Source organism: Microcoleus sp. w1-18aA5 (genome assembly GCF_036701705.1).
GTDB lineage: Bacteria > Cyanobacteriota > Cyanobacteriia > Cyanobacteriales > Microcoleaceae > Microcoleus.
Window position 1 is genome coordinate 1 of the sequence record NZ_JAUPTE010000111.1, and the last position, 17624, is coordinate 17624.

Consider the following 17624-nt stretch of genomic DNA (forward strand, 5'->3'; position numbering starts at 1 on the left):
TCTGGTTGCTGGGGGCTTTTTCATTGGTTTATTTTACCAGCTTTTGTCACCGAAGTTTTTTTGACCTGAATCCTTACTCATAATCTATGGAACACGACCAGATACCCGATAAATCTCCTGTCAATTTGGGAGTCCAACCACAACCAATTTTCATCAATCATCCAACTCCGCCATAAAATCGGCTACCGACCCAAATTTAACATTGCCCTCAGCATACTCTTGACGAACTTCTGCCACTTCCTTGAGTAATTCATTTCGTCGCTGTTGTCGCAGACGATTCTGAAGAATATCTAGAAGCATGGCTTGATCTTCTAATGATAAAATTTCTACAGCTTCAAGAGCTTGCTGGAATTGAGATGTATGTGCTGTTTTACTCATAGTTATTGTTCAGTAAATTACCAGATTATTTTCATTGTAACCAAAATATTTTTTATTTATTTTAGCCAATTTTATTATATCCTAGCATTTTTAACTTCTGCTGTGTGTAAGGTTTTCCTTGTTCCCAAGTTCAGCACGGGAACAAGGATTTCAAACTAGCTTCTAGTATTTACGTTCCTGTGGCTCAAACATCGTAATCGCCACGGGCATATAAGCCAAATCAATCCCCGCCGGCGAATAATACGCCATTGTATGCTTCAAAAAATTCCCGTCATCGCGCTCAGTAAAATCTTCCCGCGAATGAGCTCCCCGACTTTCCTGACGGTTCAAAGCAGAAGTTAAAATCATTTTTCCGACAATTATCAAACTCCGCAACTCCAAAGCTTCCACAATTTCCGTATTCCACAACTTGCCTTTATCGTCTAAGTAAACCTCCTCATATTGTCGCTCTAAATCCTCCAATTTTTTTAAACCTTCCTGCATCAATTCGGCACTACGAAATACACCACAATACTCAGTCATAGTATCTTGATACTGCTGCCGGATTTGATTGATGCGGTATTTTCCTGGACGCTCTACCAGTGCCTGAATTTGCTCTTTTGCTTCCATAATATAACGCTGTTCGTCTACTGTAGGCAACTTGCGATTTTGCACGAATTGTGCTATGGTTGCCCCAGTAACTTTGCCGTAAACGACGCATTCTAAAAGCGAATTGCTGCCCAAACGGTTGGCGCCGTGAACCGACACGCAAGCTGCTTCGCCCGCTGCAAAGAAACCGTCTACTAAACTGTCAGGACTGCTGCGAACTTGCCCGCTAACATTAGTAGGAATTCCCCCCATTGAATAGTGAACTGTAGGGCGGACGGGCATCGGCTGATTTACGGCATCAATTCCTAACAAACGGTGGGCTTCTTCCCAAGCAAAAGGAATTTTGCTCATGATTTTTTCGCGTCCCATGTGCCGCAAATCCAGATAGATAAAGGGGCCGCCGGCACTACCATCAACATTAATCCCTCGGCCGGCGCGAATTTCTATGGAAATTGACCGCGAGGTGATATCCCTAGGCGCTAATTCCATCCGCGACGGGGCATAATTGGCCATAAATCGATCGCCCTCTGAATTAATCAAATAAGCGCCTTCGCCCCGCACAGCCTCCGAAATCAACACTCCCACGGGATACAAACCCGTCGGGTGAAACTGCACGAATTCCATATCTTCCAGCGGCAATCCAGCTAAAGCCGTCATCGCCAAACCGTCTCCCGTCGAGGCGTAATCGTTCGACGTGGTATTGTAAACTCGACCGTAACCCCCCGTAGCAAACATCACCGCCTTAGCACGGACAACCTCAATTTGACCGTCTAGCAGGCGGTACATAACTACCCCCTTGGCTTGGCCTTCTTCCAAAATCAGGCGGGTGACATACCACTCCTGATAGATGTGAACTCCGCAGCGGCGCAGATTGTTGACTAATTCGTGGAGGATGGCGTGACCGGTTTTGTCGGCGGCGTAGCAGGTGCGGCGCTGGGAATGCCCGCCGAAAGCGCGCTGGGCAATTCTGCCGTCTGGGAGGCGGGAAAAGAGGACTCCCATGTGTTCTAAATCTATGACTACACCGGGCGCTTCGCGGGTGAGGATTTCTACCGCGTCTTGGTCGGCTAAATAGTCTGAACCTTTTACTGTGTCGAAGGCGTGGGCTTTCCAACTGTCTTCGGGATCGACATTTTGGAGGCTGGAGGCCATGCCGCCTTGGGCTGCGACAGAGTGCGATCGAATTGGGTGAGTTTTGGCGACGACAGCTACCTTTAAACTGGGGTCAGTCCGGGCAATTTCTACTGCGGCGCGGCAACCTGCTAAACCGCCGCCTACAATGATTACGTCGTGTTCTAGCATTTTTTTGAATTATTTTGAGTGTTGTTCTCAACTTATGGTGACGCAAAAAAAAACTTCCTACCAAAAGCGCAGGAAGTTTTTTAACTTTTGATTTGAATGGAAAATCAAAAGTTAAATCAAAATTTCACATTGGACTAGCCGGCGCTTTCGGCAGGGTTCTGAAGCGACTGATTTCCCGTTGCAGAAGGTTGAGGTTCCGTACCGGGTTCTACGGCAAGCACTTCAATGTTATTTAGCAGAGTTGTAACGAAAGCAAACAGCAAGAAGGGGAGAGACAGCACTAAAATCAAGCCGACGGTAGCCAAGGCGAAGATTTGGCGGGCGCTACTCCACAAGGCGAGTGCCGACGCTAGACTTAGGAAGATGACTATCAGCCAAACAATGATTTGACCGTAAATGTCGCCAAAGGTGAGGGTACATTTAAGGCGATAGTTTTGGATATTATTCATTTTGCTCCTGGCGAGATTGCTATTAAGACTTGTGCAAAAATACTTTGACAGTGCGTCAGTCCCCACTGTAGATTTATCAGTTTAGCTACCCTAGCTTGGTTTGGGGGCTATTTTAAGCATTTTTACAGAAGTCGCAACAAGACTTTATAAATTGTTGCTTTCCCTCAATATAGCAACCGCCCGTGTTAGGACGCAAGGCGTAAGACATCTGCGATCGCAGGGGGTAAGTAATCACACTCATCTAGCTGTTTACGAATTCGACTTTTGGGCGAAGATCGGCATTGTTCCATCCAAGTTCAAATCAAATGAATCAACTTAACTGTTCTCTTTTGGCGACAGTTAGAGCTCGATATCAGTTGCCACAACCTTCTTTAGTTTTTGTGCCATCTGGCATTGTGACATCACAGAGGTTATTTTTACGCATTTCCGCACCGCTGAGGTCGGCCCCCATTAAGTTAGCTCTACTCATGTTGATATCTACCAATCTGGCTGATTTTAAAATAGCATTTGTTAGGTTAGCATCAACAAGTTTGGACTTCACAAGATCGGCATTACTGAGGTTAGCCTTAATTAAATTTGCTCCTTCCATGTTGGTCATCCTTAGAGAAGCCTTCGTTAGATCTGCTCCCGTTAATTGAGCCATTTCCAAGTTAGAATAACTAAGACTAGCATTAGTTAAAATGGCATTATTCAAATTAGCTCTATATAAATTAACATCATTCAGCCTAGCGTTAGTTAAAATGGCATTATTTAAATTAGCTCTATATAAATTAGCGCGATTTAACGTAGCCTTGTTAAGATTGGCGTTTCTCAAGTTAGCACCGCTGAGATAGGCAGGAGAAATATAGATTATGTTCCCCGCACGATAACTGTCAGGACTCAGATTTGCCTCGCTAAGATTGGCATCTGCGAGATTTGCACCTATAAGCGATACTCCCTTGAGATCTGCCTTAGTCAAGTTAGCTTTTTTGAGGTTAGCATAAGTCAGTCTAGTTCGAGTTGTTTTATTACATTTTAAAATAGCTTTAGATAAGTTGGCATTTTCTAAGTTAGCGCCCGTCATATCGTTGCCTTTAAGATTGGTATCTGTCAAGTCAGCACCGCTCAGGTTAATTCCTTTCATGTTGACATCTCCTAAGTCAGCCGATCTGACATTAGCACCGCTAAGATTAGCATTGACAAGATTAGCTTTGTACAAATATACATTTTCTAAGTTAGCTCCTGCCAAATTAGCCCCCTCCAGACTCGCACCCCTTAATTGAGCGTTTGTTAAATCGCAACCTTTGCACTGTTTTGTTTCTAACAGTTGCTTGATGTGTTCCGGGTTGGCGGCAAAAGCTGGGTTTGTCAAAGTCAGGGAAGGCACAAGTAGAGCACTAGCTATTGGCAACCAAGCTAGAAAACTTCCTTTTTGGTCTTGTCGCTTTAGCCATAGGGCAATAATTTTTAAGCAATCGAGCTTGATTGCTGGAATGACTTTCTGGCGTAGATCGTAGCTGTAGGGTTTTGCCATGAGTGGTCCGATCGCTCTGCAACAAAAAAGATCGTTCTTAGTTTACACCACAATTGTCTGAGGAGTTGCTATACCAAAGAAGCTGGGTTTTTTCGATCGGTATTCAAGGAGCGAATGCAATTTTTATTGAAAAAACTCAGTGTCTGACTATCCCATGCGTCCTGAACTATAAAGCCCAGGTAGATGGGAAAGTCTACTTTTTGAGGGAGCCCTGACTTGGTAAAGTAATGTTAAGCTGCGTGGAAATGGAATCAACCTTTATAGCGTCGCACCTGTCTTTCGCCCATGTCTTCAGAGAGCAAATTGCTGATTTCGCGCTGTTTCCTGGCTGGTTTGGGAACGCAGATGTTTATGTACCGCGAAGACCGGATTCCCCAAGAGAGTCCGGTGCTGGTGGTGAGCAATCACCGCAGTTTCTTAGATCCTGTGCTGCTGACGGCTGCTTTGGGTCGATCGATCCGCTTTGCTTGTCATCATTACATGGGTCAAGTTCCGGTGATGAGGGAAGTGGTCACGACTTTCGGCGCTTTCCCCTTAGAAGCACCGGAACACCGACAGCAGCATTTTTTCTCTCAAGCGACAGCACTGCTGCAACGCGGGGAGATGGTGGGGGTGTTTCCAGAGGGTGCAGAACCGATGGTGAAGCTTACTGGACCCAATACTGTGGGGAAGTTTCAGCGGGGATTTGCTCATTTGGCTTTACGGGCTCCGGTGCGGGATTTGGCAGTTTTGCCGGTAGCGATTAGTTCTTTTGAGGAACACTCAGTACGATCGGGTGTACCGCTCAAGTTGTTGAGTTTGTTTGATCCTTCGGAACCCCTGTTCGATCGATCGGGGTGGCATCCTGTGATAATTTATCAGCGAGTTAATGTTTTAATCGGTCGGCCTTACTGGATTACTGTCGATCGACAGCAGCAATATCGAGGCAAAAAAGCCAAAGCTGTTGTTGCTGAACTCACAAATCACTGTCAGGGGGAAATTGCAGAATTACTCCAACGAGGTTGTTTGTAAGTTTGTAAGTTTGTTGACTGTTGACTGTTGTCTGGTGTCAGATTTCCAATCTAAAATCTAAAATCCAAAATCTAAATCGATTGACTTGAATCATGGCAAATGCTAACAATAAGGTTCGTTTCCTAACCCCCAAACCGCCGAAACCAGAGCGCCCTTTATTTGTATTTCTGCCCGGTATGGACGGGGGCGGTTTGCTGCTGCGGTCGCAAATTCCTAAATTAGCTAATCATTTCGACATTCGCTGCTTAGCTATACCGGCTGACGACATGGCTAGTTGGGAGGTACTGGTTAGCGAAACAATTGCCTTAATTGAAGCAGAAAAGCAAGCGGGTAAGCCGAAACGGCCGGTTTATCTGTGTGGCGAGTCATTTGGGGGCTGTTTAGCGATGAAAACTGTTTTAGAAGCTCCTAAATTGTGCGATCGATTAATATTAGTCAATCCAGCTTCTTCGTTTCGACAGCAGCCTTGGGTGCAGTGGGGATCGTACCTGACTCAGTGGCTGCCGGCAAACCTTTATCCGCTGTCGGTAATCGGTTTATTGCCGATATTAGCATCATTAGGAAAGATTGGGCGCGACGATCGACGAGCTTTGCTAGAAGCGATGCAAGCAGTACCGCAAAATACGTCTGTGTGGAGATTGGCGTTAGTGCGATCGTTTAATGTTGACGAAAATCAGTTGCGCGGCATCAAACAGCCGACGCTAGTAATTGCTAGCGGTGCAGATCGGCTGCTGCCTTCCCTAGTAGAAGCGAAGCTTTTAGTCAAGGTAATTCCCAAAGCTGAAATGGTGCTGCTGGCTAACAGCGGTCATGCTTGTTTGTTAGAAACCGATGTTAACCTTTACGGGATTATGCAAGCTCGCAATTTTTTGACTAAATCCGAAGAAAATCTGTCATTAGTCAATAGTCATTAGTCAATAGTCATTAGTCAATAGTCATTAGCTATGATTTCTCACTTCTGAGTCAGTCGGGGCAAAATTAGAGATGGGGCGAGGGGTAAAGTTTATATTACAATTAACCCGCCCTGACACTCATTAGTACGTCCCCGAAGACAAGCCACTAACGACTAATAACTAATGACTAATGACTAATTAAGATTTAACCATTTTTGAGCGTTAAGTCGCTGGACGACGCCAAACACCATGAGGTCTAGTGTTACCTTGCGCTCATCTATCAAAAAAGGCTCTAAAGTGCTGGTTTTGGTCTTATTTTCCGCGCAGGAAAATGCTCTTTGACTTTGAATATTTTCTTGAGGGAAATATAGGTTAAATTGGCGCTCTCCTTCTTGGAATTTACCAATTACCTGCCAGCAATCCCCGGCGGAACTCATGCCAAAAACGGGAAATTTTTGCTTGGTAAAACTCACCTCTAAATCCTTAACGCCCTGCTTAGTCAAAGCCGTTTGCAAAGCGGGCAAATAATCTTGTTGAATAAATTCCGCAAAGGGCTTGTCTTCAACAGCAGGTGCTTTTTCCTTTTTAGCTTTAGCTGGGGGCTTGTCGCCTTCGGCCTTGGCTGCGGGCTTTTTAGCAGCCGCTGGAGGCTTGTCAGTGCTGGGAAAGTCGGTTGTCTCGGCAGTGTCGGAACTCGGGGCGTTCTCGATCGACGCACTGGGAGTTTCCGATTCGCCAGCGGTAGGATTTTTCGGTTCTTTGGACTTTTTAGCAGCCGACTGAGGCTGGTCAGTGCTGGGAAAGTCGGTTGTCTCGGCAGTGTCGGAACTCGGGGCGTTCTCGATCGACGCACTGGGAGTTTCCGATTCGCCAGCGGTAGGATTTTTCGGTTCTTCTGACATTAACGCTTCCTGTTAAAAGTGATTCGGTAAGGAGTTGGGAGTTGAGCAAGCGGGCGATCGACTTTCTTGAGGGCACACATTTTATCGCAAACCAACCTGAGAGAATGGCTAGTCAAAAAAATTTGAACTGAAAACACTCTCACAGGGCGATCGACCGCCAATATCACAACTCCTTTGGTTATTCTAAATCTCAGCGACAGCTCGTTCAATCAAACGGCGGGCTAGAGTTTGAACACCGGTGTGTTCGTAGTAGTTGGTAGTCATGTCGAGGAATGCGCCCACGTAGTCTACCTTGTCAGCAGAAATTTCCACAAAACTCTGCAAGTGGCCAAGTACGTTTTGGGGAGTCAAACCTCGATCGCTCACAAAAGAGCTCATCCAGCCGGAAACCGAGTTAAAGCTTTCGCCGATAAAGCCCAACTGGCCTGCGGGAGAGCCCCCTGGAATCATGCCACCGATCGAGTTAAAGACCGAATTATCTTGCAAATCGCTGGGGGAGAGTCTCTGAATCCAAGACTGAGTTGCCATGATAAAGTCTGGGCCCAAAGGAATCAAACCATCAAAGCAAACCAAAGCAGCCATCCGCATCAGGGATTCGCCGCCGTAGTCGCCCAAGGATGCGGCAAAATCGCCGATGCTGTCGCCAGGAATGCCGTTGATTTGGCAAAAAGCGAGCAACTCAGTGACTAACTTCAGAGAAAGGTCGATCGTTTGAGCTTTTTCCGGCTTGGGAGTGAGATTGCCTAGCATGGACAAAAACGGCACATTTTGGGAGACTTTGTTAGCGAGCGCGGCAGTCCCCAAAGCCTTGTCGGCACTGTCGATCGTTTGGTATAGCCAAAGAGCGCGCTGGTAGCCCTGAGACTTATCGTTGTAGAGGTAGATGGCGCGCTCGCCAATTTGCTGAATCAGTTCTTCGTCTGTTTCGCCAGTAACGGTGCGAATGGTATTTTCAAAGCCAACTAAATTGTTCCACTCACCGGGAACCACAAAGTCAAGCGCTCGCAGGGCTTTGACAGTCATGTTGTCTTGAGGCAGTTGATCGACTAATTCAAAGACTGTTTTGCTCACAAAAAACTCCTTATGCTGGAACGAAAATCAAAGGTATTACTTTTGGCAGATGGCAAAAACTTCACACTCTCTTTGTGGCAAACTTAGTTTTAATAGCGCCAGACTGGAGTCAGGCGCGGAGTGTGACAAGAGACATTGCTACTTGACGCGGGCGAGACCGCCCAGGTTAAATTTTGACAGCCAAGCTTCGCGCTCGCTAGCGGTAAAAGAGGGACTGCGCGATTGAACTTTCACCTGATAGCGATTTGCCACTAAAACAGCGGTACCATTAGCACCCTGATTAATGGCGGGATAGCCTGCAATTTGCTTGGTACTTTGCTTAAATTTTGCACCTGCGCTAGGGTTGCCGGCGATGTCGTTAATCGAGAGAACCGCGACATTTTTTCCGTCTTTGTTCAGCTTAGCTTCAGCAAAACCGGATTTTTCTTGAGCAAAAACGCGATCGAATCCACCGCCAGAAGCCGGGAAGTATTTATTTAACTTACCGCCTGCCACTGCCTTCTTGGGCAGGTTTTGATTACTCGCACTTGATTTATCAGCAGTTGTCTGCTGTGCTTTACCAGGTTTTTGGGTGCTTTCCTGCTGGGCTTTGTCCCAGCGGGAGGGGGCTTGGGTTTGACCGCAGGCGGTCACTAACAGCAGTACCGAGATCAGGAATGGAGCTAAGATGCGGCGTGCGGGGGAAAATTGCATCGCTGTCTCCTCATTAGTAGGTTTCCATAACAATTGTGGCTTAGAATTGGGCAATTTGTGTGCTCTGAGCGGATGATTTGTCTTCTTTGCAAAAAAATCCTCTGCCTGCCGACAGAGGATTTTTTTGCAATTACGAGTTTTGAAGGAAGAAAACTGAAAGATTGCTCCACAGATCAATTCTGGGGATGGGGGTAAAGAAACTAAGTTTTCTGATAGCCAGCAATCTCAAAACAATTTTTGCTGATTTTCTCTAGATTTATCTAGAAATTTCAGAGCAATTGTTCATCCATCGTCTTACTTCGGCTTTCCAACTTAGGTCTTACTTTAGGGGTAAGGATTAGGCGTCGCTTTCAATGTAGATAAACAACAAACCCATTACCACCACCGGCATCACCCAGGTAATTAGGGGAATCAAAATCCAAGGCAAGAAAGAGGCAGCGTAGGAACCTGTCATATCAAATTCTCCAAACTAAAGTTAGTGTGTTCCAACAGGGATATTTGGGAGTCAAGTCTAATTGTTGACTAAGCCCCGGAAAATGGCATCAACGCCGTTAAAGTTTTCGAGTAAGAAGTAGGCAACAAAGACACCACCCATTCCACCAATGAAGAAACCACCGGTAAACTGGCTCCAGCCTTCAGCATTTCTGAGGGCATCAGGGGTCATGGGATTAGCGCTAGGGTAGCTGGTGTTGTCTTGTTTGAAAGAGACTAAACCGTAAGCAGACATACCTAGTGTGCCAAGCAGAACTAAGACGAGGGCTGTATATAATCCTCCGAGATTAGCTGCTTCTGGATAATCCCGCAGGGGGCCGAAGACGATTTCGGGGCCGACGAGGAAATAACCGTGTGCCAAACCAATTTCTAGGCCTCGAATTAGGGGCGAGAGTCCTTTGCGGTAGACGGGCAAGTTCCCAATGAATGCTTTTGTGAAATCAGAAGCACTGATGGGAGTTGCTAGATGACCCGTGAAGGGGTCGCCGTTAAAGGGTTTAATAAGCTCTGCATCTCTGGGATCGGCCATATTCTGTTTGTCCTCGCAGTTTAAAAAGTTGAGGCGTTCAAGTCATATTTTACGCAGGGACGTGTTTCCTATTTACATAATTAACGGCGAGCTTTAGAAAAGTTCACTATTCTTTAGTTTTTGGAAGAATTTTTCTTTTGCCTCTTATACCAGAAAGCGAGTCGATCGGGCGACACTCCCAGGAAATAAGCGATGATTACTATTTGATTAATGGCGGTGGTTTGGAGAACCCCAAGCTGTTGCCAGCGACGGGCGGAGGTCAGCACTGGCTGGGGTACTATTTCAATGCGGCCTTGTTTTTTCAATCGGCGCACGAATTCAAAGTCTTCCATCAGTGGCAAGTCGGGAAAACCGCCGATTTTGTCAAAGGTAACTGCGTGGAGGAAAATAGCTTGGTCGCCGTAGGGCATTTGCAGAAAGTTCGATCGCCAGTTTACCCCTGTTTCTACCAACCGGAGGCTGAGACTGCGGGCGTCAATCTTGAGTTCAAAGGCCCCCGCTAGCGTACAGGGATTAGCTAGTACCCGACGCGCGCTATCGTCGTACCCCCTAGGCAAAAGAGTGTCGGCGTGGAGAAACAGCAATATCTCTCCAGTAGCGGCGGCTGCACCTACATTCATTTGGGCTGGACGGCCTGGGGCGGTGGAGATAACTCGGACGCCCAAAGATTTTGCTATATCTGTAGTACCGTCACTGCTGCCGCCGTCAGCGACAATTATTTCGACATTTTGGGCCTGAAGCGCGGTGGAGATGACTGGGGCAATTGTAGATGCTTCGTTTAAGACGGGAATGATAATGGAAATTTTGAGATTGGGATTTTCTGGCGACATACAGAATTAAGCAGCCCGTGAGAGAGAGCGGGTTTTGTACAAAGCTGATTTTGCCCCTTTCTGACCCCGGGTTCGCCCCTACATTTTGCCTTAACGTGAGAGTTTGGTAAATAACCAAGCTATTAGTTGGTCATTTTTTACACAGGCCCCGCGCCTACATAGGGCTTTCCTGTGGCATGGCGGGTTTTGTACAAAGCCGAGCTGTTAGTTGCTAATTTAGTTGGTAATTTTTGGCTTTTTATCGCGCCTGGGACTATTGTCCCAAGCGCTGTCTAACTGCTACTGAGATTCAGTATTTGGTTAGACAAATACAATTACTATATTATGACCTTCTGGTTTCAAAATCAAGCATTTTTCTCAAATTATATATGACAATTTCTAATAAGTGATAACTGTTAAATAGACTTTAGTTATTTCAACATATTAATATCTAAACCGAGGAGATCTTCTGGTCTATCGATATCTGTAAGAGTGGGAAGATAAGCAATATTGAGATCGAGCTTTTGGGCGATCGCCCGCGTACAAGCAAATACTTCACTGGTTCCCCAGGGAATGCCACCGAACAATTCCGGTATCGATTGCCGCAACCCGATCAAATAATAACCTCCGTCTGTCGCGGGACCCAAAACTACATCGTGCTGGCTCATTTCATCAAAAGCTTGTGCCATGATTTCGGCTTTCAAATCAGGACAATCAGTGCCGATAATTGCTGTTTTCTTAACCCCTGAATTAAAAGACTTTTGAAACGCTGCTGTCATTCTTGCGCCCAAATCACCGTCTATTTGATTTTGACACAAAATATCACTTCCCAACCACTCTTGCATCAGTTGTTGGCTGCCGCCGGCTCGGTGAATTTCTACGGATAATCGGCGGGATGTTTGGAGAGAGAGCGCGCAGGCGATCGTTCGTTGGGCCATCAAGCGGTGAAGGTTGGCAGCGCCTGTTTTTCCCAGCACCGGAATTAGTCGAGTTTTGGTTGTTCCCGGTTCGGGATAGCGGGTGAAAACAATCAGTTTTTCGGGTATCATTTATTGTTGATGAGTTTTCAAGGAATGAAATGCAGAGGAAGAGAAAGAGTTAACTACTGCTTCACGAATTGCCGAGTTGGTGGGTTAGGCAATGACTTAATTTAATCGCCGTGCCCAACCCAGCATACAATGTATTTACTGAAAAATAGCCACCAGTTAGCTCATTTCTAGCATTCGTTGGATGGGCTGCAAAGCTGCTAGTTGAATATCTAGGGGCATGGTGATTTCAGGCGTTTGATTTTTCATAGCTAGATACAATTTTTCCAAGGTATTTAATCTCATGTGCGGGCATTCGTTGCAAGCACAACTATTATTGTTGGGAGGAGCGGGAATAAAGCGTTTGTGCGGAGCTTGCTTGTGCATTTGGTGAATGATTCCCGGTTCAGTCGCGACAATAAAAGCTTGGCTGGAACTAGCTTGAGAATATTTGAGCAAAGCAGTGGTGGAGCCTATGTAATTAGCGTGGCGCAGCACGAGAGGTTCGCATTCTGGGTGAGCAATTATTTCGGCTTCGGGATTTTCGATTTTGAGTTGAACTATCTTTTTTTCTGAGAAGTTTTCGTGGACAATGCAAGCTCCTTGCCAAATCTCCATGTTTCTGCCTGTTTGTTCCATGACGTAGCGGCCGAGATTGCGATCTGGTCCAAAAATTATCGGCTGATTTTCAGGAATTTGGTTGACAATTTTAACGGCGTTAGAACTGGTGCAAATTATATCGCTCATTGCCTTAATGGCGGCGGTACAATTAATGTAGGAAATTACTAAATGTCCTGGTCGATCGGCTTTGAAAGCTGCAAAGGCTTCGGGAGGGCAACTGTCGGCGAGGGAACACCCAGCATTTAAGTCTGGCAACAATACTAATTTGTCGGGATTGAGAATTTTTGCGGTTTCGGCCATGAAATGAACTCCGGCAAAAACTATGACTTCGGCGCTGGTGTTGGCGGCTTTGCGGGCAAGTTCTAGGGAGTCGCCAATGAAGTCTGCGATGTCTTGAATCTCGGAGTCTTGGTAATAGTGGGCGAGAATGACGGCGTTTAACTCTTGTTTGAGGGCGTTAATGGCTGCAAACAAGTCGTCGGGCAGTCGGGTTTGAGTAAAGTTCGGAGCAGGTGCGGTGGTAAACACAGTTAGAATATTCCGGGGAAGGTGGCGAAGACAGCTAAAGTGTATTTTGAATTATAGTTGAATTCACCAAAAACTGCTGGCTGTTCAGTGGAGCTCATCTAAAATCTCAAATCTAAAATCCAAAATATGCTGCGGGAGAGTGCAAAAATTGGTCGCTGTTTCTTATGCTGAGTAAGAAGGGGCTAGGGATCGATCGCACATGACAAATCACATGAATAAAGCTAAATCTATCAAAATTGCGGTGGTGGGGGATGTTCACGATCGCTGGGAACCTGAAGACGGGGAAGCCCTGAAGCATCTGGGCGTTGATTTGGTGCTGTTTGTGGGGGATTTTGGCAATGAGTCGGTGGAGGTGGTGCGGGCGATCGCCCAATTGGACATTCCGAAAGCAGCGGTGTTTGGGAACCACGATGCTTGGTACACGGCGACGGAGTGGGGTCGCAGTCAGTGCCCTTACGATCGCACCCAAGAAAATTGGGTAAAACAACAGTTAGATTTAATGGGAGAAGCTCACGTCGGTTACGGGAAACGGGATTTTCCCGAATTGGGCGTAACTGTGGTGGGAAGCCGCCCGTTTACTTGGGGGGGATCGGAGTGGAAGTACGGGGATTTTTACTCGGAGTGGTTTGGGGTAGAAAGTTTTGAAGAGTCAGCACGGCGCATTGCAGAAGCTGCGGCGGAGGCGGACTGCGAAAATGTGATTTTTTTGGGTCACACGGGGCCGACGGGGCTGGGAGAGGCTCCTGAAGACCCCTGCGGGCGGGATTGGAAGCCATTGGGAGGGGATTGGGGCGACCCGGATTTTGCGGAGGCGATCAATCGAACTCGGAGTTCTGGGAAGCACATACCGCTGGTAACTTTTGGTCATATGCACCACAAACTGCGGCACACGAAGCACGAGTTGCGGAAGTCGCTGGAGGTGAGTGCGGAGGGTACGGTGTATTTGAATGCGGCCAGCGTACCGCGAATTGTCGAGAGAGAGTGCTCGAAATTGCGTAATTTCTCGATCGTCCTGCTGGAAAATGGAGCAGTGTCGGAAGTCTCTCTGGTATGGGTAGGCGAAGATTTCGGGGTAGAAAGAGAACAAATTCTTTATCGGCGCGCTGAATCTGCGGCTATTTGTAGTTAGAGACATTTGCTGGTATGATAAAATTTATGCGCCCGGAGAGGTGGCAGAGTGGTCGAATGCGCCTGACTTGAAATCAGGTGAACCGCAAGGTTCCGTGGGTTCAAATCCCACCCTCTCCGTTTAACAATTCTCTTGTCCGTTAAGGGTTTCAGATTCTCTATGCCCTCAAGAGTTCCCTTTTCCGCTCATCTTTCGCTCACTCGTAGTATTTCGCAACAAAAAAACACCCCCGCAGGGGTGCTGTTGCTTACCAGGTAAATTTTCTAGCCCACTGACTTAACTAAAGCCTTCTTCATCCGCCGGGTCGCCGTAGGGGTCTTCGCTTGCCGGGGTCACATTGCCGAACATTCCAGCATCCGCTACGTAGTCTGCGGGGTCGCCGTAAGGGTCTTCGCTTGCCGGAGTCACGTTGCCGTACTGTCCGTAGTCGGTACCGGCGTAGTCTGCGGGGTCGCCGTAGGGGTCTTCGCTTGCCGGAGTCACGTTGCCGTACTGTCCGTAGTCTGCGGGGTCGCCGTAGGGGTCTTCGCTTGCCGGAGTCACGTTGCCGTACTGTCCGGGATTTGAGGCATCTTCGTAATAGCCGTCAGGATCGACTTGCTCGCTGTCTGGCCCGACGATCGCATCTTTTAACTTCCGCAAAAATCCGTCTACCATGATAGAGTTCCTCTTTTTTATGTGTTGAAAAACGACTGTTTTAGATTGGGAATCCCAGATTTAATTGAACGTCACGGAACCTGCAATCTAAAATCTCAAATGGTTACACTACTGTGCCGGAACAGGAGCTGTAGCTTCCGGCAAGGTAGTAAGGTCTCGACCGGTATTTTGGTTGTTATACCCCTGGAATTCGCGGTAACGCACTGCCTCGGACTCCGGAACTTTAATTCCTCCAGGCGGGGGCGTTACCCAGTGAGCGCGATTCTGGGCATCGCGGTAGTAAACGCGACCGTTTTTGGAAAGGTAATGTTTTCCCTGCGGCCCCTTTTCTTGTTTATTTTTGTGCTGATTGTAGATGTAGTAAAGGGCGGCGGCTCCTGCTAAAGTAATCCCTACTTTTTGAGCATTGCTCAATCCTTTTTTCGCTTGTGGCGAAGGAGTGGAGGCACGATTAGTTTGCACTCCTCCAGCGCGAGTATCGTCAACAGGAGGCGGGGGAGCGGAACTTTCCTGGCTAGAACCGCAAGCAGTCACAAAGGGAAATGTCAGCAGAGTTGTCAGCAGCAGAGCCATGAAGCGCGATCTTTTTGGTTCGGGTTTGATTGTGTTCATTGCCGCTCCGAATTGTCGGGATTATAGGTAGGGTGTGTTCTGGCGAGGTTTAGGAACCTGAGCTGCTGCCAACAGTTTTTAGAGTAAATTAATTTCTCAAAGCAATTTTTTTGACAAAAGTAGTTGCTGAGAACTTAACAGCGCAGGTACGGTATTGCGTTTCTATTCAATCATGCTGTAATCTCTCGATGATTTACTCATTCCAGGGATATAAATAAAGTTTCTTTTATTTCAGTCTGGAGGTATATGCAAATGCGCGCCTTCGGGTAACAGTAAATTTCGTTTGTGGGCTGGTTAAAGCAAAGTGAAGCAGACGGAGGGGGCGAGTCCGAAACTCAAAGCAGCGCTGGCGGGGCAAAGAAGGTGGGATTTATAAGCCCGGCGGTGTTTAATTGCGGCAGAGTGCTTGTGGGAGATGCCTGCTTTTTTTTAGGAAATTCTGGAGAGGTCGATCGCACTCTTGGAGAAATCTATTAACCGCGACAGAAAGCCCCCCAAGCTTTTCGGATATTTATGAAATTAAAGAATTTAGTTACTGCTGGATTGTCCATCGCAGTTTTATTTACTGCGGTAAAATATCTAACATTTTCCAATCAACAAAACCAAGTCAAGGAATTACTGCAAACAAAACAGTGTCCCGAATGCAATTTCAGCAATGCCAACCTGAAGGGACTTGACTTACGAGGATTTAACTTGCAGGGTGCGAACCTCGAAAGTGCTAATTTGTCGGGAGCCAAATTAGCCAATGCTAACTTAAAAAATGCTAACTTGAATAGAGCCAACCTCACCGGAGCAGATTTGGGCTGTAGCGGCATTACTTTCAACCTTGATGCGAACGATCGAGGAGCAAACATGGATTTTAATGTCACCGCTGTTCCCGAAAAAAACAACCCAGAAAATGCAGTAGTTGGTTTCAACATGAAAACGAGCGATCGGGGAGCGACAATGCGTTTAAATCTGCCGGGATGCGCTGACTTTGAGAATGCTAGCTTGCAGTCAGCTCAAATGCCAGATGGCACAATTCATCCTTAATTGCAGCAAATATAGCAATCTGCTCTCTCATCATTTCTCAACTTCTTTTCCTTTTTTCTGCTCTCTCTTTTCTCTTTCTCTGTGTCCTCTGTGGCCTCTGTGGTTCATAAATAAAACCGCCGTCTGAAAAACAGGCAGCGGTTTTTTAAGCAACTAACTGCACGCCTAAAATTAGTGAGCAGAACCGTTACCGTGATACTTGTCAGTATCATAGAATCCGTTTTTTGTGCCGAAGAACAGACAGCAAACGGTGAAAACTGCTGTCAAGACTGCTAAAACTAACTTAACGTCCATAATTTACCTGCTGTTGTTGAGTGAGTGCAAATACTCAGATTGTAGAATCTTTTTGGCTGGCGCGGCCATCTACCAGCGTAGCGCCAGATTTGCTCGGCTGTACTCTGGTGCGGCAGTTTCCTGACGGCGAGACAATTCGGGGAATGATTGTCGAAACCGAAGCTTACGGCCCGGGAGATCCCGCTTGTCACGCTTACCGACAGCGCACTCCTCGCAGTGAGGTGATGTTCGGGCCTCCGGGTATGAGCTACGTTTACTTAATCTACGGGATGTATCACTGTTTTAATGTGGTGACGGATGCAGAGGGAGTTGCTAGTGGTGTGCTGATTCGAGCTTTGCAGCTAGATGCGCTTCCCCAAGAATTCGCTGGAATTCCTGAGAAGAAGCGATCGCGCCTCGCCGCCGGGCCTGGGAAACTGTGTAAGGTGCTGGATATCGATCGAACTTTAAGCGGTTTTCCCCTGGGTGCAGGCCAACCGCTACGATTGGAACACCGGAGCGAGAACTTTCAGCAAGCTGTGGAGGAGGGTACAATAAATTTTGTGCAAACTACGCGGATCGGGATTTCTCAAGGAATGGATTTGCCTTGGCGGTGGTATGTAGGGAACTCTACCGCTGTGTCACAACTCTAGTAATCTCAAAGGTATCAGTGTAAATTTTGTCGCTTATCTCAGTGAAATTATGGCTTACTCTTCTGAAAATCCGATCGTACAACTCAAGAAATGCCTAACCCTGGTTCAGGATGTTAGCACTCACAACGAAGCCAACCGGGCTTTCGAGCAATTGTGTGGGATTATCGATGCTGAAAACCCAATGGCGGCGCAACTTTTGGAGATGTTGTGGGAAGAAGCAATTATGGCGAGGCGATCGGCTTTATTTTGGCAGCAAATGAGCGATGTTGAGAAAGATATGGCTAATAGAATGATGGAAAATATGACGCAAATGCGGCAAAACTATTTGCGGTTGATGCAGGAAATGTAGACAGTAATTGATAAATTCGTGTTTGTAGTGAGGACTCTAGTCCAATGGCACTGAAAAAGGCTTAATCACACCCTCCGTTTAGCTTTCAAGACAGAACGAGGTTCCTGCATTCGAG

The 17624-nt window shown here is 46.9% G+C and carries 22 protein-coding genes, 1 tRNA gene and 1 pseudogene; 8 read left to right on the plus strand and 16 right to left on the minus strand.

From position 1 onward, the window contains the following. Nucleotides 1-153: 153 nt before the first annotated feature. The 5 genes and pseudogenes from Q5691_RS25645 to Q5691_RS27820 form a co-directional block, all read right to left on the minus strand. The gene (locus tag Q5691_RS25645; protein WP_333213463.1) at nt 154-378 is read right to left on the minus strand and encodes a hypothetical protein; all 225 of its coding nucleotides are present in this window, start codon (nt 376-378) and stop codon (nt 154-156) included. A 162-nt stretch (nt 379-540) separates the two neighbouring features. Next, nucleotides 541-2268 carry a succinate dehydrogenase/fumarate reductase flavoprotein subunit gene (locus Q5691_RS25650; protein ID WP_333347867.1) on the minus strand — a complete coding sequence of 576 codons (1728 nt, stop codon included), beginning with the start codon at nt 2266-2268 and terminating at the stop codon, nt 541-543. A gap of 134 nt (nt 2269-2402) precedes the next feature. After that, nucleotides 2403-2717 (minus strand): hypothetical protein, encoded by a 315-nt coding sequence (locus Q5691_RS25655; protein ID WP_006633212.1) that lies wholly within the window; start codon nt 2715-2717, stop codon nt 2403-2405. A gap of 352 nt (nt 2718-3069) precedes the next feature. Then, the gene (locus Q5691_RS25660; RefSeq protein ID WP_445304819.1) at nt 3070-4083 is read right to left on the minus strand and encodes a pentapeptide repeat-containing protein; all 1014 of its coding nucleotides are present in this window, start codon (nt 4081-4083) and stop codon (nt 3070-3072) included. A 30-nt stretch (nt 4084-4113) separates the two neighbouring features. Beyond that, a pseudogene (locus tag Q5691_RS27820) lies at nt 4114-4230 on the minus strand (IS630 family transposase); the annotation flags it as partial. 285 nt (nt 4231-4515) lie between these two features. Here Q5691_RS27820 and Q5691_RS25665 point away from each other — a divergent pair. Together Q5691_RS25665 and Q5691_RS25670 are read left to right on the plus strand one after the other, a co-directional pair. After that, nucleotides 4516-5241: a lysophospholipid acyltransferase family protein gene (locus Q5691_RS25665; protein WP_333347873.1), complete on the plus strand. Its 726-nt coding sequence runs from the start codon at nt 4516-4518 to the stop codon at nt 5239-5241. Nucleotides 5242-5333: 92 nt separating this feature from the next. Further along, nucleotides 5334-6155, plus strand: coding sequence for an alpha/beta hydrolase (locus Q5691_RS25670; protein WP_333213459.1), 822 nt, complete (start codon nt 5334-5336; stop codon nt 6153-6155). A gap of 173 nt (nt 6156-6328) precedes the next feature. Here the strand turns inward: Q5691_RS25670 and Q5691_RS25675 are convergent, their stop codons facing one another. From Q5691_RS25675 to nadA, 8 genes are all read right to left on the minus strand, one after another. Continuing rightward, the gene (locus Q5691_RS25675) at nt 6329-7036 is read right to left on the minus strand and encodes a DUF2996 domain-containing protein (protein WP_333311687.1); all 708 of its coding nucleotides are present in this window, start codon (nt 7034-7036) and stop codon (nt 6329-6331) included. A gap of 183 nt (nt 7037-7219) precedes the next feature. Next, entirely contained in the window at nt 7220-8107 is an 888-nt protein-coding gene (locus Q5691_RS25680) for a hypothetical protein (protein WP_333347876.1), read from the minus strand. 138 nt (nt 8108-8245) lie between these two features. Further along, entirely contained in the window at nt 8246-8800 is a 555-nt protein-coding gene (locus tag Q5691_RS25685) for a hypothetical protein (protein ID WP_333213456.1), read from the minus strand. 337 nt (nt 8801-9137) lie between these two features. Beyond that, on the minus strand, nt 9138-9254 hold the full coding sequence (locus Q5691_RS25690) for a photosystem I reaction center subunit VIII (RefSeq protein ID WP_333042098.1): 117 nt from the start codon (nt 9252-9254) through the stop codon (nt 9138-9140). Between the two features lie 57 nt (nt 9255-9311). Beyond that, entirely contained in the window at nt 9312-9821 is a 510-nt protein-coding gene (locus tag Q5691_RS25695) for a photosystem I reaction center protein subunit XI (RefSeq protein ID WP_333081456.1), read from the minus strand. A gap of 113 nt (nt 9822-9934) precedes the next feature. Continuing rightward, nucleotides 9935-10651, minus strand: a complete 717-nt coding sequence (locus Q5691_RS25700) for a TIGR04283 family arsenosugar biosynthesis glycosyltransferase (RefSeq protein WP_333213455.1) — start codon at nt 10649-10651, stop codon at nt 9935-9937. Nucleotides 10652-11061: 410 nt separating this feature from the next. After that, nucleotides 11062-11679 (minus strand): TIGR04282 family arsenosugar biosynthesis glycosyltransferase, encoded by a 618-nt coding sequence (locus Q5691_RS25705; protein WP_333347880.1) that lies wholly within the window; start codon nt 11677-11679, stop codon nt 11062-11064. Between the two features lie 156 nt (nt 11680-11835). Beyond that, a complete protein-coding gene (nadA, locus tag Q5691_RS25710; protein ID WP_333347883.1) occupies nt 11836-12804 on the minus strand; it encodes a quinolinate synthase NadA in 969 nt (322 codons plus the stop codon). A 211-nt stretch (nt 12805-13015) separates the two neighbouring features. On the opposite strand from nadA, the gene Q5691_RS25715 reads away from it, so the two are divergent. Together Q5691_RS25715 and Q5691_RS25720 are read left to right on the plus strand one after the other, a co-directional pair. Then, nucleotides 13016-13933: a TIGR04168 family protein gene (locus Q5691_RS25715; RefSeq protein ID WP_333347886.1), complete on the plus strand. Its 918-nt coding sequence runs from the start codon at nt 13016-13018 to the stop codon at nt 13931-13933. Nucleotides 13934-13967: 34 nt separating this feature from the next. After that, a tRNA-Ser gene (locus Q5691_RS25720) sits at nt 13968-14052 on the plus strand. A 157-nt stretch (nt 14053-14209) separates the two neighbouring features. On the opposite strand, the gene Q5691_RS25725 is transcribed toward Q5691_RS25720, so the two are convergent. Continuing rightward, complete coding sequence (locus tag Q5691_RS25725; protein WP_333213451.1) at nt 14210-14590, minus strand: translation initiation factor; 381 nt, start codon at nt 14588-14590, stop codon at nt 14210-14212. 108 nt (nt 14591-14698) lie between these two features. Then, nucleotides 14699-15202, minus strand: a complete 504-nt coding sequence (locus tag Q5691_RS25730) for a hypothetical protein (protein WP_333213450.1) — start codon at nt 15200-15202, stop codon at nt 14699-14701. A 285-nt stretch (nt 15203-15487) separates the two neighbouring features. On the opposite strand from Q5691_RS25730, the gene Q5691_RS25735 reads away from it, so the two are divergent. Further along, nucleotides 15488-15679, plus strand: a complete 192-nt coding sequence (locus Q5691_RS25735; RefSeq protein ID WP_333347889.1) for a hypothetical protein — start codon at nt 15488-15490, stop codon at nt 15677-15679. 36 nt (nt 15680-15715) lie between these two features. After that, nucleotides 15716-16234, plus strand: coding sequence for a pentapeptide repeat-containing protein (locus Q5691_RS25740; RefSeq protein ID WP_333347891.1), 519 nt, complete (start codon nt 15716-15718; stop codon nt 16232-16234). Nucleotides 16235-16405: 171 nt separating this feature from the next. Here the strand turns inward: Q5691_RS25740 and Q5691_RS25745 are convergent, their stop codons facing one another. Further along, nucleotides 16406-16528, minus strand: a complete 123-nt coding sequence (locus tag Q5691_RS25745; RefSeq protein ID WP_006633228.1) for a hypothetical protein — start codon at nt 16526-16528, stop codon at nt 16406-16408. Between the two features lie 20 nt (nt 16529-16548). Between Q5691_RS25745 and Q5691_RS25750 the strand changes: the two genes are divergently transcribed. Both Q5691_RS25750 and Q5691_RS25755 read left to right on the plus strand, forming a co-directional pair. After that, entirely contained in the window at nt 16549-17160 is a 612-nt protein-coding gene (locus tag Q5691_RS25750; RefSeq protein ID WP_333347894.1) for a DNA-3-methyladenine glycosylase, read from the plus strand. A 49-nt stretch (nt 17161-17209) separates the two neighbouring features. After that, nucleotides 17210-17509 carry a hypothetical protein gene (locus Q5691_RS25755; RefSeq protein WP_333081447.1) on the plus strand — a complete coding sequence of 100 codons (300 nt, stop codon included), beginning with the start codon at nt 17210-17212 and terminating at the stop codon, nt 17507-17509. Nucleotides 17510-17624 lie beyond the last annotated feature (115 nt).